8 protein-coding genes and 1 pseudogene are annotated in these 26,455 nt (G+C 55.5%); 2 read left to right on the top strand and 7 right to left on the bottom strand.

The features are described from left to right. Nucleotides 1-15 precede the first annotated feature (15 nt). On the bottom strand, nucleotides 16-1,620 hold the full coding sequence (locus YC6258_RS25325; protein ID WP_044619347.1) for an NAD-dependent malic enzyme: 1,605 nt from the start codon (nucleotides 1,618-1,620) through the stop codon (nucleotides 16-18). Between the two features lie 415 nt (nucleotides 1,621-2,035). Here YC6258_RS25325 and YC6258_RS25320 point away from each other — a divergent pair, with 415 nt between their 5' ends. Further along, nucleotides 2,036-2,665: a Rossmann-fold NAD(P)-binding domain-containing protein gene (locus YC6258_RS25320; RefSeq protein WP_044619346.1), complete on the top strand. Its 630-nt coding sequence runs from the start codon at nucleotides 2,036-2,038 to the stop codon at nucleotides 2,663-2,665. Nucleotides 2,666-2,770: 105 nt separating this feature from the next. Then, a complete protein-coding gene (locus tag YC6258_RS25315; RefSeq protein ID WP_044619345.1) occupies nucleotides 2,771-3,196 on the top strand; it encodes a VOC family protein in 426 nt (141 codons plus the stop codon). 72 nt (nucleotides 3,197-3,268) lie between these two features. On the opposite strand, the gene YC6258_RS25310 is transcribed toward YC6258_RS25315, so the two are convergent. The 6 genes and pseudogenes from YC6258_RS25310 to YC6258_RS31465 all read right to left on the bottom strand — a co-directional run. After that, on the bottom strand, nucleotides 3,269-4,048 hold the full coding sequence (locus tag YC6258_RS25310) for a rhamnogalacturonan acetylesterase (protein ID WP_211264588.1): 780 nt from the start codon (nucleotides 4,046-4,048) through the stop codon (nucleotides 3,269-3,271). 317 nt (nucleotides 4,049-4,365) lie between these two features. Then, a complete protein-coding gene (gene nifJ / locus YC6258_RS25305; RefSeq protein WP_044619344.1) occupies nucleotides 4,366-7,950 on the bottom strand; it encodes a pyruvate:ferredoxin (flavodoxin) oxidoreductase in 3,585 nt (1,194 codons plus the stop codon). 10 nt (nucleotides 7,951-7,960) lie between these two features. Next, nucleotides 7,961-9,589: an NAD(P)-binding protein gene (locus tag YC6258_RS25300; RefSeq protein ID WP_082070895.1), complete on the bottom strand. Its 1,629-nt coding sequence runs from the start codon at nucleotides 9,587-9,589 to the stop codon at nucleotides 7,961-7,963. A 684-nt stretch (nucleotides 9,590-10,273) separates the two neighbouring features. Further along, complete coding sequence (locus YC6258_RS25295; protein ID WP_044619343.1) at nucleotides 10,274-11,938, bottom strand: cyclic peptide export ABC transporter; 1,665 nt, start codon at nucleotides 11,936-11,938, stop codon at nucleotides 10,274-10,276. Nucleotides 11,939-12,015: 77 nt separating this feature from the next. Then, entirely contained in the window at nucleotides 12,016-13,224 is a 1,209-nt protein-coding gene (locus tag YC6258_RS31470) for a thioesterase domain-containing protein (RefSeq protein WP_425402645.1), read from the bottom strand. Then, nucleotides 13,207-26,430: pseudogene (locus YC6258_RS31465) on the bottom strand (amino acid adenylation domain-containing protein); the annotation flags it as partial. The gene YC6258_RS31470 and the pseudogene YC6258_RS31465, both read right to left, overlap by 18 nt. Nucleotides 26,431-26,455: the final 25 nt, after the last annotated feature.

The following is a 26,455-nucleotide window of genomic DNA, read 5'->3' as shown; positions in this document are numbered from 1 at the left end:
CGATCAAATGATGGATCAGTAGCTTGGATCGTACTGATGCTGTTTTACAAAGTTTTCGAACTGCTCCGGCAGGTCACCTTTCAATAGCCCGTTGCGTTGGGCACTTTCACCCACAGCCACGGCAATTTTGGCTGACACCTCACGAATCTGTTTCAGTGGCGGATACAAACATCCCAGATCGATCTGCTTCTGAGAAACCTCCGCAGCCAGTGTTTCGGCAGCTGAAATCAACATGTCGTCATTGATACGAGTGGCACCGGAAAGTAATGCGCCGAGGCCGAGGCCCGGGAAAATATACGCATTATTGCCTTGACCCGGAACTTTCACACCACCGTTGATGTGGACCACATCAAACGGGCTGCCACTGGCAAATACGGCCTGTCCGTTACTCCACTGATAGGCATTTTCTGCCGTACATTCGGCATTGGCGGTCGGATTGGAAAGTGCAAACACAATCGGATGTTCGTTGTTGGCGGTCATGAATTCCACCATCTCCTGAGTGATCAGGCCAGGTCTGCCGGTGGCTCCGATCAGCGCGTGCGGGCGAAACTCTTTCAGTGCTTCAAGAGCGGTCATCGGAGCCATGTCAGCGGCAAAAGGACGCACGTGCTCCTTGATATAATCGCGGCTTTTAACGACCAGACCCTTGCTGTCGTTAAAGACCATGCGGGCATTGGCTTCTTCGGCACTGAGTCCCTGACGCTGCATGGCTTTGGCCACCAGATCACCGATACCGGTGGCCGCTGAACCTGCGCCCAGGAACATAAAACGCATATCCTTCAGCTGCATGCCGTTGATCCGGGTAGCCGCCATCAGACCGGCCAGTGCCACCGCAGCGGTGCCCTGGATATCGTCATTGAAACACAGCAGCTGGTCGCGATAACGCTCCAGCAGGGTGACGGCATTGGGAGTGGAGAAATCTTCAAACTGTAACAGCGCATTGGGGAAACGTTGTTTGACGGCTTGTACGAATTCGTCGACAAATGCGTCATATTCCTCGCCACGGATACGGGGTTGACGCAGGCCCAGATAGAATGGATCTTCGCGGGCTTCTTCATTGTCTGTTCCCACGTCCAGCATGATCGGCATGCAGTGGGCGGGATCAACCCCGGCGCAGGCGCAATACAAAGACAGTTTGCCGATTGGAATGCCCATGCCGTTACTGCCCAGATCTCCCAGGCCGAGAATCCGTTCACCATCGGTTACCACGATCAGACGGACATCTTCCTGCCAGTTTTGCAGCAGCTGTTCAACGTTGCCGCGATCGTTATAGGAAATGTAGCAACCATTGGTTTCACGGAAATTGATCGCAAAATCCTGACAGGCCTTGCCAACGGTTGGGGTGTAAACCACCGGCATAAATTCTTCGATATGATCAATCAGGATTTTATAGTAAACACGCTCATTACGTTTTTGCAGCGCAGCCAGAGAGATGTATTGATCGATGGGGGTGGCTTTTTTCCGCAGATTGGCCAGCGAACGGTTGACCTGTTGCTGTTGAGTGCTGACCACGGGAGGCAGCAGACCGGTTAAGCCCAGTTGCTGGCGCTCTTCCAGCGTGAATGCGGTGCCTTTATTGGTTCTGGGGTTACTTAAAATTTCTAAACCTTTTTTGTTCATACTGAATTCCGATACTGGCTGCAGGTGAAAGAAAGATCGTGCGGAAATGCAAATTATAACGCTTTTATGCCGTCAACCTATGGATGTTCAGGCTGTTTTGGAAGGTTCTCCGGCTATCCGGCGATGAACAGGTGAACCGGGTCACATGGTTTTGTGATGAAATGCTTCGGGCCGGCGGTTATAACGTGTTCTCCAGTGTACATTAGCCCTCATTGACCCAGGCTGATCCATCTCAGTCACTTTCAAAAAAATACAGTGTCGGGCATCTGCCACACAGCGTACGTCGCTGATTTGCCGGAGGTAAAGAAAAGCCGTCGTATCTTGCCTATACTGGCGGGACTTTCAACGTCGATGAACAAGGCGGGTGTGCGTGGCTGGCAACGTTTGTCGCAAGGATGTCTGGTGAGGTGAGTCTATGAAACTACTGTTGGTGGGGGCGACCGGTCTGGTTGGCCAGCAAGTGCTGACGCAGGCACAAGCGGATCCCCGGGTCAGTCACATAACGGTGCTGGCACGCAAACCCATGGCATCGGTTGGAAAACTGCAATGTCATCGTGTCGATTTTGACCAGTTACCCGATGATGCTGAGCTTTGGCAGTGCGATGCGGTTATCTGCACATTGGGTTCAACTCTGAAAACGGCAGGTTCCCGCGAGATGTTTTATCGTATTGATCATGACTATCCTCTGGCCGTTGCCCGTCAGGTACAGCGTTACGGTGGCGGTTGTTATGTGCTCAATTCAGCCATGGGTGCAGATACGGATTCCCGGTTCTTTTATAACCGGGTCAAAGGCGAATTGGAGCGAGACCTGCTGGCGCTGTCGTTTGCCTCTGTCACCTTGGTCCGACCGGGATTGATCAGCGGTCAGCGGGCTGAGTTTCGTTTGGGAGAACGGAGTATGCAGATACTGCTGACGATGCTGACGCCGGTTTTGCCCCGGCGATGGCGCTGTAATCCGGCGGACAATATTGCCCGAGCCTTGCTGGATGCTGCCATTCGTGCTGAGCCGGGTATTCATGAAGTATCATCTGATACATTGAGTTAGCCGATCTGGATGGTAATCCGCAAAGTAAGTGGTTTTCATGTTAAACAGTTATCTTTGACTGCCATCCTGATCGATTCATCCGCAAACATAGAGTGAGTAATTTGTATGAGTCTTCAACCTTTTCACCTGGCTATTCCGGTGTATGACCTCAGCGCCGCCCGAAATTTTTATGCCCAGGTATTTGGTCTGGAAGAAGGCCGATCTTCCGATCACTGGGTCGATTTCAATTTTTTTGGGCATCAGCTGGTCATCCATGAACACCCTCAGACCCCGGCACAGCAACAGGCACACACTAACGCGGTGGATGGTCACGATGTCCCGGTACCGCATTTTGGTGTAGTACTGGAATGGTCTCAGTGGGAAGCACTGGCAGAGCGGTTGAGATCGTTCGATATTCAGTTTGTGATCGAGCCTTATGTGCGTTTCAAAGGTCAGGTGGGTGAACAGGGCACCATGTTCCTGTTCGACCCGTGTGGCAATGCTCTGGAGTTCAAGGCCTTCAAGGACCTGAGTCAGCTGTTTGCCAAATAACTTTTTCGTTATTTGGCAAAACTGCCCAGATATGCAGGTCCGTGATCACGACTGCGGGAGGGTGAATGAATACTATTTTTTCAGGTGCTTTGGATCTGCTGCGCGAATGTGTGTTATCAATGGATAGTTGATTTTCCTGAGTTCTGTCAAAACCAGCTGGGCCACTTCACGGGCACCAAATTCGGTGTAATGGGTATTGTCAGTTCTACCATCGGGATAGTTGGGATGAACACCTGGTTGCAGGTGCATGAATCGCAATGATGAGTCTTTGGGTCCCAGGTTTTCGAAATAATCATGGGTGATTTTTTCCATATCGATGAAGGTGACTTCCGGATGTTCTGCCGCCACTTCACGTACCAGTTGGGCGTAAGGGTGGGTCGATACCAAATGGTCGCTCTCATCAAATTTTCTGCGTACTACTGGTGTCATCAAGATCGCATGAGCGCCGGCAGTTTCCACATCCTTGATAAAACGGTTCAAATTGGCTTTGTACTCGTCCGGAGTGGTGTATCGATCGACCTTGCTGGGTACTTCATCGTTATGACCAAACTGGATAAAGACATAGTCATCAGCGTGAATGTTGTCGGTAACGGTCTGCCATCGCCCTTCAGAAATGAAGGTTTTAGTGCTGCGGCCATTTCTGGCCAGATTAATCACTTTGACGGAGTTATCGAAAAAATTGGCAAAGGGAACGCCCCAGCCCGTTTCCGGGTAGTCGGAGGGATCCTTGATGGCCATGGTGGAATCGCCGGCCATGAATATTTGCAAGGTGGCTGAGTCTGACATGGTTTGTGTCTCCAGACCGGTACACGACATCAAGGTGCTGCTGATAAAACCAATGCCGACGAGCATGTGTTTCAGCTTTTTTGAAATTATCGGGTATGCGGGTTTTGTAAATGTGAAAATAGATGTTTTAAAGTGTTTCATATTTGCCCTTTTTTTGATGTTTTATTTTTATTGAAATATTTCCGGGTATGCGAATCGAAACTCCTTTTAAAGCTATGTTATTTGATGGGTATCGTCAATGCCCGGTTTGATGTGAATGGGCTAGAGCAAATATTTGCAGGTAAGGGTTTATAGAAGGGGTCGGTTAATAGCAGGGAAACAGTGTTGGGAGGCTTCTGAAAGGATGGCAGACTGCGCTGGACGCAGTCTGCCTGGTGAACACCTTACATCCGGGTATCCGGAATAAACTCGTCGGCTGAGCGTGTGGCCATTTCCTCGTACACAGACCATTTTTGATTGACGACCTGTTGTGCCAGTTGCATCAACCGATCCGCCTCTTCCGGATTGCGATCTCTGAGTACCTTGTAGCGGTTCTCACGATAAGCATAATCCTTGACGTCGATGGTGGGTCTGAGGGAGTCCAGAATAAACGGATTTTTTCCGGCACTGTGCAGTGCCGGGTTATAGCGATACAACGGCCAATAACCGGCTTTAACGGCCAAACGCTGTTGCTCCAGACCTTCATCCATATTGATGCCGTGTTCAATGCAGTGGCTGTAGGCGATGATCAGTGAAGGACCATCATAACGTTCTGCTTCACGGAAAGCCTGCAAGGTTTGTTGTGGATTAGCACCCAGTGCGACTCTGGCGACATAGACATTACCGTAGGCAATGGCCTGCAGACTCAGGTCTTTTTGTGGCACCACCTTACCGCCCGCTGCGAACTTGGCGACTGCACCGATAGGCGTGGCTTTGGATGCCTGGCCACCGGTGTTGGAGTAAACCTCCGTATCCATCACCAGCACGTTAACGTTTCGACCGCTTGCCAGGACATGATCGACACCACCATAACCGATGTCATAAGCCCAGCCGTCACCGCCAACAATCCAGATACTGCGACGGACCAGGTGGTCGATCACAGACAGCAGTTCCTGTGCTTTGGGGTTATCCAGCTGCTCCAGTTTTTCACGGATGCCCGCCACTCTGCGACGCTGTTGAATGATTTCACTTTCCAGTGTCTGGGGAGCATTCAGAGTCTGGGCCACCAGGTCCGGGCCGATCTCAGACGCCAGCTCCTGTAACCGGGTTTGTGCCAGTCGGGTATGCTGATCCACTGTCAGCCGGTAACCAAAGCCAAACTCGGCATTGTCTTCAAACAGAGAGTTGGCCCATGCCGGTCCTTTACCTTCGCTGTTCTGACTCCAGGGAGTCGTCGGCAGGTTTCCACCGTAAATGGAAGAGCAGCCGGTGGCGTTGGCAATGAGCGAACGGTCACCGAACAACTGGCTGATCAGTTTCAGATAAGGCGTTTCGCCACAGCCGGAACAGGCTCCGCTGAATTCGAACAAGGGTTGTAAATACTGCACGCCGCGCACGTTGGAGAAATCAACCCGGTTGCGATCGTTGTAAGGTAATTGTTCAAAGAACTGCAGTCCGGCTTTTTCGGTACTCAGCCAGGTTTCCTTGTCGGCCATGTTGATGGCGTGATGATGTTCGTCCATGGGATCCTGAGCCGGGCAGGCGCGTACACACAATCCGCAGCCGGTACAGTCTTCCGGATAAACCTGCAAAGTGTAACGTATATCCGGGAATCCGCGGGCGCTGACCTCGGCCGAACGGAATGCTTCCGGCGCGTCAGTCAATACCTCTTCGTTGTAGAATTTTGCCCGGATAGCTGCGTGTGGGCAGACTATCGAGCAGTTGCCACATTGAATACACAATGATGGTTCCCAGATGGGAATATCCTGAGCGATATTGCGTTTTTCCCATTTGGTGGTGGCGGTCGGGAAGGTGCCGTCATCAGGCAATAGTGATACCGGAATCAGATCGCCACGACCGTGAATGATTTCGCTGGTCACCTGTTTGACGAAATCCGGTGCCTGCTCGAATGCCGCCATTGGATCCGGATCGTACTCACTGGTGACCTGTTTCGGATAGTTAACCTGCTGCAAATGTGCCAGTGCCTGATCGATGGCGGCAAAGTTGCGTTTAACAATTTCCTCGCCTTTGCGACTGTAGGTTTTTTTAGCCGCCTGTTTGATTTTCTCAATTGCCTGATCTTTTTCCATCACACCTGACAGTGCAAAGAAACAGGTTTGCATGACTGTGTTGATGCGTCGGCCCATGCCTACCGAGCGGGCAACCTTGGCACCATCTATCACGTAGAACTGGATATCTTTATTGATAATGTCCTGCTGTACATGACGCGGCAATTTATCCCATACCTCGTCTTTGTCGTAGGGGCTGTTCAACAAAAATGTAGCACCGCGACGGGCGCGATCCAGCATTTCAACATGGTCAATAAAGTTGAACTGATGACAGGCGATAAAACCGGCGGATTGAATCAGATACGGTGCCTGTATCGGATGCGGCCCGAAGCGCAGATGCGAAGTGGTCATGCTGCCGGCTTTTTTGGAATCGTAAACGAAATATCCCTGGGCAAAGTAACCTTCTTCATCACCAATGATTTTGATGCTGTTTTTATTGGCACCCACGGTGCCATCTGAGCCGAGACCGAAAAACAATGCTCGAACGGTATCCTCAGGTTCTATGTCCAGTGCTTCGACATCATCGAGACTGGTATGGGAGCGGTCATCAATGATACCGATGGTGAAGTCGTTTTTGGGTTTTTCCTGCAGCAGTTCAGCAAATACCCTGGCCACCATGGCGGGGGTAAATTCCTTGCTGGAAAGACCATAGCGTCCACCAATGACGGTCGGCATGGTTTTCCGTTCGCCACGAACAATGGCCTGAGCGAGTTCGGTGACGACATCTTTATACAGCGGTTCACCTTCGCAGCCCGGTTCTTTGGTTCGGTCCAGAACCGCGATCCGTTTGACCTGCGCAGGCAGTGCCGCGAGAAAATGGCGGGCACTGAAAGGCCGGTATAAGCGGACTTTTAACACCCCGACGGAATCGCCGTTTTGATTCAAATAGTCGGCGGTGGAAATGGCGGTTTCTGCGCCTGATCCCATAATTACGATCACCCGTTCGGCTTTGGGGTTGCCGTAGTATTCGAACAGCTGATAACGTCGGCCTGTGAGAGTGGCAAACTGTTCCAGGGTTTCTTCATAGATGCCAATGGCATCACGATAGTAGTTGTTGACGCTCTCCCGTCCCTGGAAATAGGTATCGGGGTTTTGAGCGGTACCGCGCATGTGCGGACGATCCGGATTCAATGCTCTCAGGCGATGAGCAAACACCAGCTTGTCATCGATCATGGCGCGAATATGCCGGTCTTCCAGCAGAGTGATTTTGGAGACCTCGTGAGAGGTTCTGAAACCATCAAAAAAATGCACCACCGGCACCCGGCTTTTCAACGTGGCAGACTGAGCCACCAGTGCCATGTCATGACATTCCTGCACGGTGGAGGATGCCAGCTGGGCGAAACCGGTCATCCTCACGGCCATGACATCCTGGTGATCCCCGAAGATCGACAAGCCCTGCGCCGCCAGTGAACGGGCCGCAACATGAAACACGGCCGGCGTCAGTTCCCCGGCGATTTTGTACATGTTCGGGATCATCAACATCAGGCCCTGGGAGGCGGTGAAAGTCGTGGTGAGGGCACCGGTCTGCAGAGCGCCGTGGACGGTCCCGGCAGCACCACCTTCACTTTGCATTTCAGCAATCAGTGGCACTTCGCCCCAGATATTTTTGATGTCCTGGCTGGCCCACTGGTCGGCAAACTCGGCCATGGGAGAAGAGGGGGTAATCGGATAGATGGCACAGACTTCGTTCACACGATACGCCACGTAGGCGGTTGCTTCGCCGCCATCGATGGTGACCTGCCTGAGTTTTGTTTTAGCCATGGTGATCTCCTCAAGCTTTGTCAGTCATATGGATTGCCGCAGTCGGGCATTGGAGGACACAGGCGCTACAGCCGGTGCACTTGGAATAGTCGATCTGATAAAACCGGCCGGCACCGAGTTTGATAATGGCATCTTCCGGACAGGCACCGTAGCAGCCATCGCATTCAAAACAGTTGCCACAGGAATAACAACGCCGGACTTCGTAGCGGATTTCCTCTTCGGTCAGATTGCCGAGTACTTCATCGAAACTCTGGGTACGTTGTTCCGGCGGCACCACCGGCTGGGTGGTTTGTTCGGTGTCGGTGTAATACCAGATGTGCAGAGCGTCGAACGGCACGACCGGAGATTTGGCTTTGGGCGCAAATACCTGACCACTTAAGAAGGCGTGAATATTTCTGGCAGCATGCTTACCATGACCGGTTGCTATGGTGACCGTTCGCTCGCTTGGCACCATATCGCCGCCAGCAAAGATGCCGGTGTGTGCCGTCATCATGTGTTCATCGACCTGCACCGTGCCATCTTCGGAAAACTCAATTTCCGGTATCCCCTGCATCAGCTCTGAGTCGATATTCTGACCCAGTGCCAGGATGACCGCATCGGCTTCGAGGGTTTCATATTCCCCGGTCGGTTGTGGCCGACCGTTTTCATCGAGCACCATTTTTTCGATTTTGATCTGATTGAGTTCCAGTTCGGAAATCGTCCGCAACCAGTTGATTTTGACGCCTTCCTCCATGGCTTCTTCGGCTTCAAATTTATGCGCAGGCATGTGATCGATATCACGGCGATAAATGATCATGGCCTCTTCCGCACCCAACCGCTTGGCGGTTCTGGCAGCGTCCATGGCGGTGTTTCCGCCACCGTAAACGGCAACTTTGCGCCCCAGCATGGGGCGTTGCCCTTCACCCACTTCACGCAGATAACTTACTGCGTCGAGTATGCGGCCGGCCTCCCGGGCGGGAATATCCACCTTACGGGAAATGTGCGCGCCAACGGCCACGAACACCGCATCAAATGCGCCCTCTTCTTTTTCTTTTTGCAGATCCTCAACCTTATGATTGAGGGTGATTTTGACCCCCATACGTTCGATGCGCTGGATTTCCGCCATCAACACATCGCGTGGCAGCCGATAAGCCGGGATACCAAAATACATCATGCCACCAGGACGGGTTCCGGCATCTCTGATTTCCACGGTATGACCCATGCGTGCCAGATGATAGGCAGCGCTCAGACCACTGGGGCCGGCTCCCACGACTAACACGCGTTTACCGGTCTTGCGGCTGGTGTAATGAGGTTGCCAGCCCTGCTCGATGGCCATGTCTCCAAGGAAACGTTCCACCTGGTGAATGCTGACGGCACCGTCAACCTGTTCCCGGTTACAACCGCCCTCGCAAGGGTGATAACAGACGCGGCCATGAACGGCCGGCATGGGATTGTTTTCGATCAGTAATTGCCAGGCATCGTGATAACGTTTTTCGTGCACCAGTGCCAGCCAGCCCTGAATGTTTTCACCGGCCGGACAGGCAGAGTTACACGGCGGCATAAAATCCTGATAGACCGGACGACGATTGACCGCCGGACCCGTACCACCGCTTTTTGATAAATCTGGAGGGACAGTCATGTCCATGGTTTGTTTGTGCATGCTTTACCTCTTCGGGGTTTTTTATATGAGGTGAACCGCAGGATTACAGCACCGACATGCCGAGGATGTATGATCCAAGACAATTTTTTGATTGAAGTATTAGACGTTCAAAAAATAAACCAGGATGTTTTTATTACCGAACAAATAACTTGAAAGAATATTGACGTAAAACCTGCGATAAGGACAAGAATGATTCTCTCGTGGCGAAATTATGAATCCAGCGAAATTTCATTTTTGGTTAACAACAGGTTTGAAGATGCAGTTCCAAAGGCAGCTTGAAATCGATTTTTCGTGTTGATTTAAATGGTGCTTTTTCATCAGTTGAAGCGTTATGGGTGGCTGAAAGAAATGAAGTTTTATCTACGACTAAAGTCGAGTATTAGTTATTTTTGTTGTCATGTTAATTCAAATTAACAGTCTATGTGTGGGAATGGTTTTTTAAAATTATATATGGCTTTTTTCCGTATATAGGCGAGGAATGAGATGGCAAAAAATTGAGAGATTGCAGCTCGCACGGAGCGAAGGCTGTCGCAATTCTGATATAGAGGTCTGATGGGCGGGGGTCCTTGGCTTCTATAGTGAGAAAACGCCTGAAGCGCCTATGAAAAAAACCATTTTTCACAAGCGCCACAGATTGAGTCCTTGATGTGTTAACCCTTCGACTGACCGGACCTCGTGATCACCTCAATCCGTCGGCAACCGATCAGCGGACAAGGACCTGTTCGTCACCAGTTGACCGTCATCAAACCGGATCAACTGATCCGCCAGATGAAAGTAACGGTCATCATGCGTGATCACGATCACCAGTTTATTCTGTGCCTTCAGACGGGGGATGATCTCGGTGTAAAACAGCTGCCGGAATCTTGGGTCCTGATCCGCCGCCCATTCGTCAAAGACACAGATCGGAGTGTCCTCATAATACGACATGATCAGTGCCAGACGTTTTTTCTGCCCGGAGGAGAGGTTTGTCGAGGACAATCGACCATCGGAGACCGTCACTTTGTTTTTCAATTCCAGATCGGTCAGATAATTCTGGATCACGGTGTCATCTCCGGGATTGCCCCATTCATCCAGCACATGATCGAACAGAAAAAAATCCGCGAAAATGGTGGAAAACGCCTGTTGGTATTCGGTCAGTGAGATGGTTTCAGAGACAATGTCATCATCCAGACTGATCTGGCCGTGATCGGGCTGGTACAGACCCACCAGCAGTTTGGCAAATGTCGATTTACCGCTGCCGTTACCGCCAGTCAGAAAGACCGCTTCGCCACGTTTGAACTGCGCATCGATCGGACCGATACCAAAGCGGTACTGATCCTCTGCATCGGTGTGGTATTGAAAGCTCAGCTGGTGGACCTTAAGCGTCTGCCATGCCAGTCGTTCTGAAAGCGGATGATGGCTGGATGATTCAATTCTGGCAGCCTCTTCGGTCAACGGCAGGCCTTCGACATTGCGGTAGGAAACGGCGAATTCGCTGAACCGGGATAATGAACTGATCACGTTTTCCACCGGATCGATCATATAAAGAATCACCAGCACGAAGCCGACCACCGCGTCTGCCGGGATGTCGGTGAAATACAGGCTGGAGCCGAATACCACCAGGCCGACCAGAAAAAAAATCAACGTCGATCCGATACTGTTCAGCATCGTAAATATCAACGCGACCCGGACACTGAGCTGACGGATATCGGTGTAATTGGCCTTTAGAACCCGTTCATAAACGAAGTGACGCCGCCTGGCATTAATACTCAGTTCCTGGCTGCCATCGACCATCATTTGCATACCCTGAAACAGATCATCTTCGTAGTGGCGCAGGTGCTTGAAATGGCGCAGCCCATAGCGGAGAAAAACGTTGGCGATCAGTCCGAGCAGTATGATCAGCACCGTTGATACCAGAAACAAACGCCCGGAGATGTAACTCATGTAGCTCAGACAGAGCAGCACAGTGATCAGGCTGTAGATAAATTCCGGCAGAATCAGCAGGCCTTCCGAGAGCTTGGTTGCATCGGTTTTCAGCGCGGCCAGAATGCGGTGTCCGCCGATTCGTTCGATCATGGCATAAGGCGTTGATAACAGACGCCGGGTGAGAGAATCCCGAAACTCATAGACCACTTGAGCGCCCAGTTTGGCCAGCAGATACCGGGACACCAGACCAAACAGCAGTACGGCTGATACGGCCAGCAGAAACCAGACAAACGGCCTGGCACTGACAGCGGATTGAGCTGTCATGGCGCTGATTTGCAAGGTAATAATCTTTAACATGCCGATACCCGACAGAGCACTGGCTGCGCTTAGTATTGTGGCCAGCAACACCTGCCATTTGAAACGGATAAAGATAAGTTTGAACATCCGGTTTTCCTGTTTTCAGTAAAAAACCGCCGGTTGAGATAACCGGCGGGCGGTGCGAACAACGAAGATTTTATGGCTTATTTCCGTTGTACCATGTCTGCCAACAAGCTCACATGAGGTGCTTTCAGCAACTGTACGTGGTTCGCGGAACCTCGCTGAAGTTGTATCGCCGGAATCAGCGCCTGCCAGCCGGTCATCCGGTCGGTCTGCGCATCCTCCGCCAGGACCAGCGACGGTGTGATATCCGGCAATGATTCCGGCTGGTATCCGGTTCGCAGGTTGGCGGCAAATACCCGGAAGATAGCCGTCAGATCCTGCGCGCGGCTACCGGTCGGCATCACGCCACACTCGATCAACCGCTGATGCAGACACATCAGTCGCTGCGATTGTGTCAATGCGGCCATGTCCGGTTCCGTCAGTGCCAGTGTTGCTCCCTGCATTTCAAACAGTTGGATCAATCGCATTAATACCTGAATATCCGAATGCTCCGTCGCTGGATGAGGGGCTCTGGAATCCACCAGTGTCAGCGATGCTACCGGTGTGCCGTCCTGTTCCAGTCGGCGCGCCAGTTCCAACGCGCCCCAGCCGCCGAACGAATGACCCAGCAGATGGATAGGCCCGTTGAGCGACTCCGACTTCAGCGCGTCCAGATAACTCTGGGCAGCGGCTTCGACGGAGCTGTACGGTGCTGTGCCTTCCAGTAAGCCTCGTGGTTGCAGGCCCAATACTTGCCAGTTGTCCGGCATGGCCGCAGTCAGAGCCATAAAACTCATGACGTTATCGCCGGCACCGGGAATACAGATCAGCACCGGTCCGGCCTGACGGCCAGTCTGCAACGTCATGACCGGTGCATGGGCATGCCATGCGGCCATCGGTTCCGCCAGCGTTCGGGCCTGAATGGCACCGGAAATTTGCTCTCCAACCGTCTCGATATGGGCGGCGGAGAACAGGCTCATGTGATCACCAGGTACCGGTGTCACGCGGATCGAATCCTGCGGTAACACATGGTTCCAGTTCAGGTACGGTTGCTCCAGCGCCAGGCTTTCACGGGCTGCCAGCAGGTCTACCTGGATGGGCAGTGGTTGTGGCCGGTATTCCGCATTCAGCAGGTCCTGACGGTGTTGCAGCCAGTTGCGATAGTATTCCTCAGACCAGTCAGCCGGGATGATGCCCAGACCACAGGCCAGTGCATGATATGCCTGCCAGTCGCGGCATTCAGCCAGTGCGGCTGTCGGCAGAGGTTCACCGCGCAGGGTCAGCACATCCTGAATGATCGCCCGGCTCATCTGTTCCAGTGTCTGTTCAGCATTCGATGATGCCTCGACTGGCGGGAAAGCCCAGGTATCCAGCAGGCCAAGGAATTCAACCGACTGATTCTGCCCGATCAGCTGCGTGGCAATCTCATACGCCAGCGTGCCGCCCAGTGACCAGCCCAGCAGGCGATATGGCCCTTGCGGCTGAAGCTCACGGATGATGCTGACAAAACGGGCCGCCGCCCCTTGCAGGGTTTTGAAGCCCGGCAGGTTACGATCCGGCCCCAACAGGCCGTAGACCGGAATGTCGGCATCAATCGCTTCGGTCAGCTGCGGGCCGTAAAGCAACTCGCCGGTCGCTTCCGGCACCACGAACAAAGGCCGTTGCGACCCGGAGCTACGGAACGCCACATAGCTCTTGTGCCCGGTGTCGGCAGCTTCCAGTGCAGCAGCCAGCTCAAACAGGCGAGGCGATTCAAACAGCGTGGCCAGAGACAGCTGCAACCCCCGTTTGCCGGTTTCGCTGACCAGCTTCACTGCCAGCAGCGAATGACCGCCGAGTTCAAAGAAATGATCCTGACGACCGATACGCTCAATACCCAGCAGCGTCTGCCAGAGCTGCGCCAGGGTTTGTTCCATCGCGCTGCGAGGTGCTTCAAAGGTCGTGCGGCTAAAGGCACTGTCGTCCGGCGCCGGCAGGGCTTTCTGATCGATCTTGCCGTTGAGCGTTATCGGCAGTGCTTCGATGGACACATAGACCGCCGGCGTCATGTAGGCCGGCAGCTGTCCGGCGATATGATCGCGCAGTGCCCCGACCTCGGCCTCGCCGACATACCAGGCCACCAGGCGCAGCTCTCCATCCTGACCCGGACGTACCAGCACCACCGCGTCTTTCACCTGAGCATGACTGCGCATTGCCGCTTCAATTTCACCAAGCTCAATACGGAAACCGCGAATTTTGACCTGATGGTCGTTACGGCCCAGATAATCGAGGGTGCCGTCGGCATTCCAACGCGCCAAATCGCCGGAACGGTACATGCGTGCGCCCGGCTCATCGGCAAACGAATCATCGAGGAATCGTTCCGCTGTCAGTTCCGGTCGGTTCAGATAGCCGCGAGTGACTCCGGCCCCGGCGACATACAGTTCACCGATCACGCCGATTGCCACCGGTTGTTGTTGCTCATCGAGCAGGTAGGTACGCAGATCCGGCAGACGACGACCAATCGGGCTGGCGGTCGAGGTGACATCTTCAGGCTGCAACCGCTGGCAGGTGACATGAACGGTCGTTTCGGTAATGCCGTACATATTGACCAACTGGGTCTGATCATGGCCATTACGCTGATACCACGGTGCCAGACTCGACGGATTCAGTGCTTCACCACCAAAGATGACATACCGCAATGCATGCTGTTCGTCACGGTCAGCCTGGGCGGTTATCAATTGTCGGAAAGCACTTGGCGTCTGATTCAGCACCGTCACTCTTTGTGCACAGAGTAACTGCCAGAACGCCTCCGGTGAGCGGCTGACCAGATATGGCACCACCACCAGACGACCGCCATTTAGCAGGGAACCCCAGATTTCCCAGACCGAGAAGTCAAAGGCGCAGGAATGGAACAGGGTCCAGACATCATCACGGCCGAAGTTAAACAGCGGTTGAGAGATGCGTAGCAATCGGACGACATTGTGATGCTCAACCAGCACCCCTTTGGGCTGCCCGGTGGAGCCGGAGGTGTAAATCACATAGGCCAGATGCGAAGGTGTCAGGCCCAGTAGCGCCGGATCGATATTATCGGTCGGGCAGGTGGCCCACGGTTGGGCCGGATCGTCCAGTTCGATCACCGGACATTCCGCCTCGACAATGGCACGCAGGTGGGCGGTCGTGATCAAGGCCACCGGTTCACTGTCCGCCAGCATGTAAGCCAGACGCTCCTGCGGATAACCCGGATCAAGGGGCACATAAGCCCCGCCGGCTTTTAAGGTGGCCAATATGGCCACGATCAGCTCGCAACTGCGCTCCAGCGCAATGGCGACCCGTTGATCGGGTTTGACACCGAGTTCGATCAGCCAGTGGGCCAGTTGGTTAGCCTGTTGGTTCAGTTCGCCATAACTCAGTGACTGTCCTTCGAAGACGACGGCGATAGCGTCCGGTTGCCGTGCGGCCTGTTGTTCAAATTGCTGATGGATGCAATGAGCTGTCGGCATTGCTACAGCGGTGTCATTGAAGTCATAGAGCACCTGCTGGCGCTCGGCGTCCGGCAGTACGGTCAGGCGATTGATGGTCTGTGCCGGGGTTTGCTCCAGCGCGTTGACCAGTTCAGACAGGGTCGTCCTCATCATCTCGCCGATCCGTTCGGCACCAATGCGTTTATCGACCTGAATATCCAGGCTGAAGCCGTCTGCACCCTGATCGTTAATGGAAACATTGACCGGGTAATTGGTGCGTTCCTGACTGAACAGCAGTTCAATGCCTTCCAGTTGCACCTGTACATCGGTCTGCTCGCTGCCGCCGTTATAGCGGTAGTTCAGCAGACTGGTGAACAGCGGACTCTGGGCATCCACACCGCTGTATTGCTGCACGTCGGCCAGCGACGCGTGTTCGAAGTTCAGCAGTTCGGCCAGGCCGTTGTGAGTCTGTCGCAGTGCCTGTTCAATGGTTTCCTGGCCCAGTGACAGCCGCAACGGCAGGGTGTTCAGGAACATGCCGAGTACCCGATCCGCGCCTTCCCCGCCGGCCATACGGCCGAACAGCACCGTGCCGAAGACCACATCGTCGTGCCCGGTAGTGGCCTGTAGCACCCGGCCCCAGGCCAGATGGAACAGGCTGGTGACGCTGACGCCATGTTGTTGCGATTGTGCGCGCAGCCGCTGAGCCAGTGAGCTTTCCAGCGGCAGATGATGCTCCTGAATCGTCAGACCATCACCCTGAATATCGAGTAATCCAAACGGCGCACAGGGTTCGTCAATGTCGCTGAGTTGGGCTTTAAAGAATGTTTCCTGAGCCGGTGTGTTCGTCTGTTGACGAGCGAGAGCCACAAACTGTCGGAACGGCAGCGGAGCCGGGAGTTGATCAGCCTGTCCCTGAAGGTGCGCCTGAACTTCTTCGAGCAACAATTCCAGGGTGGTGTGATCCATGATCAGATGGTGGTGCAGCAGGCACAACAGCCAACGATGGTTGGCGGCATCAAAGGTCTGGTACGCCTGCATCATTGGAGCCTGAGCGATGTTCATGGATAACCGGGCCGGGTCGAATGTCTGGTGCAGTGTCTCAGCGACATCGTCAGATTCGAACACCAGGGTTTCCACCGGCATCAATGCCTCGCGCCAGACCACCTGAACGGCCTCATCCAGACCGTCCCAGACAATACCGGTACGCAGAATGTCATGACGCTGAATCACCGCCTGCAATGCGCGGATAAAGTCATTCAAGGCCGTTTCATTGCTAAAGCTCAAGATCGAGCGGCTGATGTAGGCATCACCGACCGGTTTCAGCAGATGATGGAACAGAATACCGTTCTGGAGCGGTGCCAGCGGGTAGATGTCCTGCACATTGCCGACCCCGCCGGGCACGGTGGCGATCACCGCATCGATCTGATCCTGAGTCAGTTCCACCAACGGCAGCATGTCCGGGGTGATCCGGTCGCAGTCGGCCTGAATCCGGTTGGCCGGAACAGTCGCGCCAGGGGCGTTATCGGTCAGCGTTGCAGCCAGTGCCGCGAGAGTCGGTTGTTTGAACAGCTCGCTGACAGCCAGGGTATAACCGGCCCGGCGCAGACGTTCGATGAGTTTAATCGCCAGCAGCGAATGACCACCGAGGGCAAAGAAATGATCCTGCCGACCAACTCGTTCGATGCCGAGCAGATCCTGCCAGATTGCTGCCAGTAGCAGTTCAATCTCACCTTGTGGAGCCTCGTATTCAGTGCGCACGAAATCGCCCTCCGTGGGTTCCGGCAGGGCTTTGTGATCCACCTTGCCGTTTGGTGTCAGGGGCAGTGCGGTAATCTGCACACAGGCCGCCGGTACCATATGAGCCGGCAGCTGCTCAGCGATATGGTGGCGCAGTGAATCTGTCTCAGCATCGCCGACATACCAGACGATCAGGCGCAGCTGGCCGTTCTGATCCGGTCGCGCCAGTACCACGGCTTCAGCGACACCGGCATGACTGCGGGCACAGGACTCGATTTCCCCTGGTTCGATTCGGAAACCACGAATCTTGATCTGACTGTCGTTGCGGCCCAGATATTCCAGCGTTCCGTCCGCCTGCCAGCGACCCAAATCCCCGGTGCGGTACATGCGGGCACCCGCTGTGGTTAAAAACGGGTCAGCAAGGAAGCGTTCCGCTGTCAGTTCCGCCCGGTTCAGGTAGCCACGCGCGACACCGACGCCACCGATATAAATCTCACCAACGACACCCACCGGCACCAGCTGACGATGACTGTCCAGCAGATAAATGCGGGTGTTGTCGACCGGGCGACCAATGGGCGGCTGACCCTGATAAGGCTGGTTCAGAGCGAAAGTGCTGGCCCAGATCGTGGTTTCCGTCGGGCCGTAGGCGTTGTAGACCGCCCGGCCAGCACACCAGGGTTGAATCGTCTCGCGGCTGATGGCTTCTCCGGCGGTAATCAGCACTGCCAGGTCCGGCAGTGACTGTGCCGGGTTCAGGCTGGACAGCGCCGCCGGCGGCAGGGTTGCATGGCTGATGCGCTGTTGTTGCATAAACTGTGTCAGTGCTTCACCCAACAATTGGCCTCGTGGCAGGTGCAACTCGGCTCCGGAACACAATCCCATCACCATATCAAACACACTGGCATCGAAACTGAGGGAGCTGAACTGCAGCACACGACTGCCAGTGCCGACATTAAACAACCGGATTTGCGCCTGCGACAGATTACCTATCCCCCGGTGTTCGACCAGAACACCTTTTGGCTGCCCGGTGGAGCCGGAGGTATAGATGACATACGCCAGATGATCTGGTGTCAGGCCCAGCGTTGCCGGGTCGAGATCGTCGGTCGGGCAGGCTGTCCACGGTTGTGCCGGAGTATCCAGTTCAATAACGGGGCGCTCGGTGGGCACTTTGGCACGTAAAACACTGGTCGTGATCAGGACCACCGGTGCACTGTCGGCCAGCATGTAATGCAGACGCTCTTGCGGATAGTTCGGGTCGAGCGGCACATAGGCACCGCCGGCTTTCAAGGTCGCCAGCAGTGCCACGATCAGCTCAAAACTGCGTTCCAGCGCAACGGCGACACGTTGATCCGGCCTGACGCCGAGTTCAATCAGCCAGCAGGCCAGTTGATTGGCGCGCAGGTTCAGTTCGCGATAACTCAGTGACTGTCCCTCGAAAACGACGGCGGTGGCGTCCGGTTGTTGCGCCACTCGCTGTTCGAACAGCTGATGGATACAGATTGCAGACGGATATTCTGCCCCGGTGTGATTGAACTCAGTCAGGAGCTGTTGCTGTTCGGCTTCCGGCAGCACCGTCATCGTATTGATGGCTTTTTTCGGTCTCTGCTCCAGAGCATCGGCCAGCTCCGTCAGTGTGATCAGCAACATCTGGCCGATCCGTTCTGCGCCAAGGCGTTCATCAACCTGGATATCCAGGCTGAAGCCATCGGTGCCCTGATCGTTAATGGAGACATTGACTGGATAGTTGGTGCGTTCCTGACTGAACAGCAGTTCAATGCCTTCCAGTTGCATCTGCATGTCGGTCTGTTCGTTACCACCGTTATGGCGATAGTTGAGCAGGCTGGTGAACAGCGGACTCTGGGCATCCACACCGCTGTATTGCTGTACCTCGGCCAGTGAGGCGTGTTCATGATTCAGCAGCCCGGCCAGGCGGTCGTGAGTCTGATGCAGAGCCTGTTCGACACTGGTCTGCCCCAGTGACAGTCGCAGCGGCAGGGTGTTCAGGAACATGCCCAGTACCCGGTCTGCACCTTCGCCGCCGGCCATACGGCCGAACAGCACGGTGCCGAACACCACGTTATCCTGCCCGGTGGTGGCCTGTAGCACCCGGCCCCAGGCCAGGTGGAACAGGCTGGCCACACTGATGCCAAGCTGTTGCGATTGTGCGCGCAGGCGCTGAGCCAGTGAGATTTCCAGCGGCAGATGATGCTCCGCTATCGTCGAGCCATCACCCTGAATCTCCAGCAACCCGAAAGGCGCACAGGGTTCGTCAATATCGCCGAGCTGTGCTTTGAAGAATGTTTCCTGAGCCGGTATGTTCGTCTGTTGCCGGGCAAGAGCGACAAACTGGCGGAACGGTAACGGAGCCGGCAACTGATCGGTCTGATCCAGAAGATGCAATTGGACCTCTTCGAGCAGCAGCTCCAGGGTGGTGTGATCCATGATCAGATGGTGGTGCAACAGGCACAGCAGCCAGCGTCCATTGGCCGGGTCTGCGGTTTGATACGCCTGTATCATCGGTGCCTGAGTGATGTTCATCTGTAGCTGCGCTGGGTCAAGGTGCTGTTGCAGGACAGTGGCCACATCGTCGGTTTCAAAATGCAGGGTTTCCACTGGCATGCGTGCCTCGCGCCAGACCACCTGAACGGCGTCATCCAGCCCTTCCCAGACAATGCCTGTACGCAGAATGTCATGACGCTGAATGACCGCCTGCAATGCGGATACAAAGTCATGCAATGCGGCGTGATTAGCAAAGCTCAGGATCGAGCGGGTGATATAGGCATCGCCAACCGGTTTCAGCAGGTGATGGAACAGAATGCCGTTTTGCAACGGTGCCAGCGGGTAGATGTCCTGCACATTGCGGGCACCGCCGGGCACGGTGGCGACCACCGCATCGATCTGATCCTGAGTCAGTTCCACCAGCGGCAGCATGTCAGGGGTGATGCGATCACAATTGGCATGAATCCGGTTGGCCGGAACATCAGCGGCGGGGGCGTTATCGATCAGCGTGGTCGCCAGCGACGCCAGTATGGGTTGTTTGAACAGCGCTCTGACGGCCAATGCATAACCTTGCTGGCGCAGCCGTTCGATGAGTTTAATCGCCAGCAGGGAATGACCGCCCAGTTCAAAGAAATGATCCTGCCGACCCACCCGTTCGATGCCGAGCAGCTCCTGCCAGAGAGTGGCCAGTGTCTGTTCGGTGTCCCCTTGCGGGGCTTGGTATTCACTGCGCGCAAAGGCACTGTCATCAGGGGTTGGTAAGGCTCTGCGGTCGACCTTGCCGTTGTGGGTCAGCGGAATCTGCTCCAGAGCCACATAGGCCGACGGCACCATATGGGCTGGCAGGCGTTGTGCCAGTCGGGTTTTCAGATCACTGATCTCCGTGTCGCCATCGTCCAGTACGACATATGCCAATAACTGTTGAGTCGGACTGACCACAACCACCGCGTTTTTGACGCCGGCGCAGGCGGTCAGTGCAGACGCAATTTCACCGAGTTCGATACGGAAACCACGCAGCTTGACCTGATCGTCATTACGGCCCAGATACTCAATGGTTCCGTCGGCCAGCCAGCGACCGAGGTCACCGCTGCGGTACATGCGGGCAGCGGGTGCTGTCGAGAACGGATCATCGAGGAAGCGTTCGGTGGTCAGTGCCGGCTGGTTCAGGTAGCCGCGCGCGACCCCGACACCAGCGATATAAAGCTCACCGGTCACACCGACCGGCACGGGTTGTTGATGGGCGTCCAGCAGATACACGCGACGGTTTGCCATGGCCCGACCAATGTGTGGTTGAGACGCGTGTGTTGTGATCCGCGTATGGGTGCAGTCCACAGTACTTTCGGTGGGGCCGTAGACATTATGGAATGCGATGCCATCGAGTGATGCCAGGGTTCGCCACTGTGCCGGGCTGATGGCTTCGCCGCCGATCAGCACCGCACGCAGAGAGTCCGGCAACGGTCCGGCGGCCATCAATAACGCCAGCTGTGACGGGGTGCAATCAAACACATCCAGGGCCTGCTGATCGATCCAGTCGCGCAGCAGCTCGCCGTTCTGACGAATGGTCTCCGGCACGATCACCAACATTCGACCCGAAGCCAGTTGCACCAGCTGCTTCACGGAGGCATCAAAGGCCGGTGAGGCATTGAGGCTGACGCGTTGCAGAGCAGCCGAACCATACACGGCCTGTTCCAGACCGACCCAGAGATTGACCACGTTGTCATGCTCGATCAGCACGCCTTTGGGCTGCCCGGTGGAGCCGGAGGTATAGATCACATAGGCCAGATGCGATGGCATCAGGCCCAGTACCGCCGGATCGATATTATCGGTCGGGCAGGTGGCCCACGGTTGGGCCGGATCATCCAGCTCGATGACCGGACATTCCGCCTCGACAATGGCACGCAGGTGGGCGGTCGTGATCAAGGCCACCGGTGCACTGTCCGCCAGCATAAAACGCAGCCGTTCTTCCGGGTAACCCGGATCAAGGGGCACATAAGCCCCGCCGGCTTTCAAGGTGGCCAGTATGGCGACGATCAGCTCACAACTGCGTTCCAGTGCAATGGCGACCCGTTGATCGGGGCGAACACCGAGTTCGATCAGCCAGTGGGCGAGCTGATTGGCGCGAGCATTCAGTTCGCCATAACTCAGTGACTGTCCTTCGAAGACGACCGCGATAGCGTCCGGTTGCCGTGCGGCCTGTTGTTCAAATTGCTGATGGATACAGATTGCAGACGGATATTCGGTCTTTGTGTCATTGAAGTCATAGAGCACCTGCTGGCGCTCGGCTTCTGACAACAGTGGTATCTGTGTGACCGGCTGCTGGTTGTCGGCCACCATGCCACGCAACAGCCTCTGCCAATGGGCCAGATGACGGTCCATGGTCTCGGCGTCAAACAGCGCAGTGGCGTAGTTCAATTGACCACTCAAACCTTCGTCGCTTTCGGCTATGTCCAGGCTCAGATCAAACTGGGCAGTATGATTGGTGGCGGGTATCGGTGTCAGTGTCAGATCGGCCATGCGCAGCGTGGCGGACGGCGTGTTCTGGACACTGAACATCACCTGGAAGATCGGGCTGTGGGCCAGACTGCGGGTTGGAGCCGCGGCTTCGACAATCTGCTCGAACGGAAGATCCTGATGAGACTGCGCTGAAATCACCGTGTCTTTGACCTGCGCCAGCAGGGTGTGGGTGTCTGGTTGAGTCGACAGATCGATGTGCAGCGGCAAGGTGTTGACGAACATGCCGATCAACCCTTCCAGCTCGGTGCGGGTACGACCGGCCACCGGGGTGCCGATGACCACCGTATCCTGCCCGGACAGTCGGCTCAGCAAGGTAGCCCAGGATCCCAGCAGGGTCATAAACAAGGTGGTGCCGTGACGCTGACTCAACGCTTTTAGCCCGTGGCTTAACTCAGGTGCCAGGGTGAACTCGACCGTCGCACCGTCATAGTTTTGATTCTCGGGTCGCGGACGATCCGTGGGCAGTGTCAGACAGTCCGGTGCTCCGTTCAGATGCTCAATCCAATACTGTTGCTGAGCTTGCAGGATCTCACCTTGCTGATGCTGCTGTTGCCAGGCGGCGTAATCGCCATAGCTGATGCGCAGAGAGGGTAATGGATCGGGCAGACCGGCATGAAAGGCGGTGTACAGAGCACTGAGCTCTTCAATAAACAGACTGATCGACCAGCCATCGGCAATGATGTGATGCAATGCGATTTGCAGGTCATGGGTCTGATCATCCATCTGTATCAGCAGCCCCTGCACCAGCGGTCCGGTGCTGAGGTCAAACTGCGGTGCCAGCTCCGGTAGTCCGTGGTCGGTCAGCCCCTTTTCCACTAATGGGAACGACTGAGTCCCGGCGGGTGCAATGACCTGCACGGCTTCTCCCTGCACGGACTCAAAGCGGGTCCGCAGCGGTGCATGGCGGGCCATGATGCGATTCAGCGCCTGTGTCAGCGCGGTTTTATTCAACCGACCGTGAAGCCGAACGCCGCCGTGAATAACATAGGCGGCACTGGCAGCTGGATCAATCCGGGTCAGAAACCAGAGTCGTTGTTGTGCCAGCGACAGCGGCGGTGTGACGCCGTCGCCCAGGGGTTCGATGGCACTGAGGGTTTGTTGTTTGGCGTCTTGCAGAGTGGTGGCAAGCTCTTTGAGGATGGGGCGTTCAAACAGCCGGGCCAGCGGCAGTTCCCGGTTCAATCTGGAACGGATATGCGAGACCAGCCGCACCGCCAGCAGGGAATGACCGCCGAGTTCAAAGAAATGATCCTGCCGACCCACACGCTCGATACCCAGAAGATCCTGCCAGATCTGCGCCAGCGTCTGTTCCAGCTTCCCTTGCGGGGCTTCGTATTCACTGCGCGCAAAGGCACTGTCATCAGGGGTTGGTAAGGCCCTGCGGTCGACCTTGCCGTTGTGGGTCAGCGGAATCTGCTCCAGCACCACATAGGCCGACGGCACCATATGGGCCGGCAGACGTTGTGCCAGTCGGGTTTTCAGAGTCTCAACGGTAAGGCTGTTGTCCGAGATCGTGTAATAAGCCACCAGACGGTGATCGCCCGTAGCGGTGCGTTGCGCCAGTACCACGGCTTCACGTACGCCGTCACAGTCCTGCAGGACCGATTCAACTTCACCGGGTTCAATACGGAAGCCGCGAATTTTGACCTGGAAGTCGTTTCGACCCAGATACTCAATGGTTCCGTCGGCCAGCCAGCGACCGAGGTCACCGCTGCGGTACATGCGGGCAGCGGGTGCTGTCGAGAACGGATCATCCAGGAAGCGTTCGGCGGTCAGTGCCGGCTGGTTCAGGTAGCCGCGTGCGACCCCGACACCGCCGATATAAAGCTCGCCGGTCACTCCGACCGGAACCGGTTGCTGATGGGTATCGAGAATATACAGGCGAACATTGTCTACCGGGTAGCCGATGGGTGGCAGGTGTGGCCAGTCAGCCGCATGGCCGGAACACTGATATTCCGTCACCACATGCGTTTCTGCCGGACCGTATTGGTTGTGCAGGCGAATTGAGCCGGACCGCTGGCACAGGGCGCGAATTTCATCACTGATCAAGAGCCGTTCCCCGGCGGTAATCACTTCTTTCACCGGCAGGGTGCGTTGTGTTTGTGCGCAGGTCACCGCCAGCGTCTGCAACACCGCCACCGGTAAAAAGACCCGCTCGACAGCGTGCTGCTCAATTGTGTCCAGCAGTCGATCCATCTGCAAACGATCCTGACTGCTGAGCATGACCAGCCGGCCACCCTCGGTCAGAGTACTGAGAATTTCCTGAAACGCGACATCGAAGCCGAAGGAGGCAAATTGCAGCGTGGTCATTGCCGCGTGTTCTCTGGCCTGCCAGTGCAGCAGGTTGACCAGCGGCGCATGTGGCATGGCCACGCCTTTCGGCTGTCCGGTGGAGCCGGAGGTGTAGATCACATACGCGAGGTGATCCGGGGTCAGGCCGATCTCGCCTGAGGCCGGGCTGTGACCGGGGCTGGTTGCCCAGTGCCCGGCATCATGGCTCAGATGCAGTATTGTCGCCGGGGTTGTCAGGTTGGCTAACGCGGTCTGTCCATGATGATCAACCAGAATAACGCCAGGGGCGCTGTCCTTGACCATAAACGCAAGGCGGGTATCGGGATATTCCGGATCCAGCGGTACACAGGCCGCCCCGGCTTTCAGTGTGGCCAGCACGCAGATGATCATCTCCAGGTTGCGTTCAGTACAGATCGCCACCCGGTCATCGGCGCGGATACCCAGCCCGCGCAGGTAGTGAGCGAGCCGGTTGGCGCGAATGTTCAGTTCGCCATAGCTCAGGGATTGATCTTCAAAGATCAGGGCAATGTGGTCAGGATGCTGTGCGGCCTGTTGTTCGAACCGTTCATGCACACAGATATTGGTTGGGTATTCTGTCGCGGTGTTATTAAAATCGTACAGCAGCTGTTGTCGCTCGGCTTCCGGCAGCATTGACAAGCAATGTAATGGCTGTCCAGGCGACTGCTCCAGCGCAGTTGTCAGTTCAGTCAGTACCGTCAACATTAGCTGACCTGTGCGTTCGGCACCGATGCGTTGATCTGCATGGATGTCCAGACTCAAGCCCTGTTCGCGATGATCGTTGATTGACATGGTAATCGGATAGTTGGTGCGCTCCTGATTGGAGAGCAGCTCTGTTTCCGATATGGATATCTGCGCACCGAGCTGCTCACTGCCGCCGTCATGGCGATAGTTCAGCAGACTGGTAAACAGCGGACTTTGCGCTTTCACACCGCTGTATTGCTGTGCTTCCGCCAGTGAGGCATGTTCATGGATCAGCAGTTCAGCCAGTGCATCATGGGTCTGTTGTAACGCTTGCTCGACGCTGGTTTGAGCCAGGGACAGCCGTAGCGGCAGGGTGTTCAGGAACATGCCCAGCACCCGGTCTGCCCCTTCCCCGCCGGCCATACGGCCGAACAGCACGGTGCCAAAGACTGCCTCGTTCCGCCCCGTTGTCCCTTGAACCACACGGCCCCAGGCCAGATGGAACAGGCTGGCGAGGCTGACGCCATGTTGCTGCGCCAGTGTTCGCAGCCGTTGTGTCAGTGTATCTGACAGCGGCAGGTAGTACTCCTCTATCGTTTCACCATTACCCTGGGTGTCCAGAAGTCCAAATGGTGCGCAGGGTTCATCAATATCAGCCAGCTGTCTCCGGAAATAGGCCTGCTGTGCCAGTGGATCATGCTGCTGACGGGCAAGGGCGACGAATTGCCGGAATGGCAGAGGCGTCGGTAACTGATCAGCCTGGCCCAGAAGATGGGCCTGTACTTCTTCGAGCAGCAGTTCGAGGGTGGTGTGATCCATGATCAAATGGTGGTGCAGCAGGCAAAGCAACCAGCGATGGTTGGCGGCATCAAAGGTCTGGCAGGCCATCATCATTGGTGCCTGAGCAATGTTCATGGATAACCGGGCCGGGTTGAATGTCTGGTGCAGTGTGGCTGCGACATCGTCAGATTCGAACACCAGAGTTTCTACTGGCATCCGTGCTTCGCGCCAGACTACCTGAACGGCCTCATCCAGACCTTCCCAGACAATTCCGGTACGCAGAATGTCGTGGCGCTGAATCACCGCCTGCAATGCGCAGATGAAGTCATTCAAGGCCGTTTCATTGGCAAAGCTCAGGATTGACCGGGTGATGTAGGCATCACCGACCGGCTTCAGCAGATGATGGAACAGAATACCGGCCTGCAACGGTGCCAGCGGGTAGATATCCTGCACATTGCGGGCACCGCCGGGCACGGTGGCGACCACCGCATCGATCTGATCCTGAGTCAGTTCCACCAGCGGCAGCATGTCCGGGCTGATGTGTTCACTGTCGGCCTGAATCCGGTTGGCCGGG

It is taken from the genome of Gynuella sunshinyii YC6258 (genome assembly GCF_000940805.1).
Taxonomy (GTDB): domain Bacteria; phylum Pseudomonadota; class Gammaproteobacteria; order Pseudomonadales; family Natronospirillaceae; genus Gynuella; species Gynuella sunshinyii.
The sequence above is the reverse complement of the archived record's forward strand: the minus strand, read 5'-3'. Positions and strand labels throughout refer to the sequence as shown.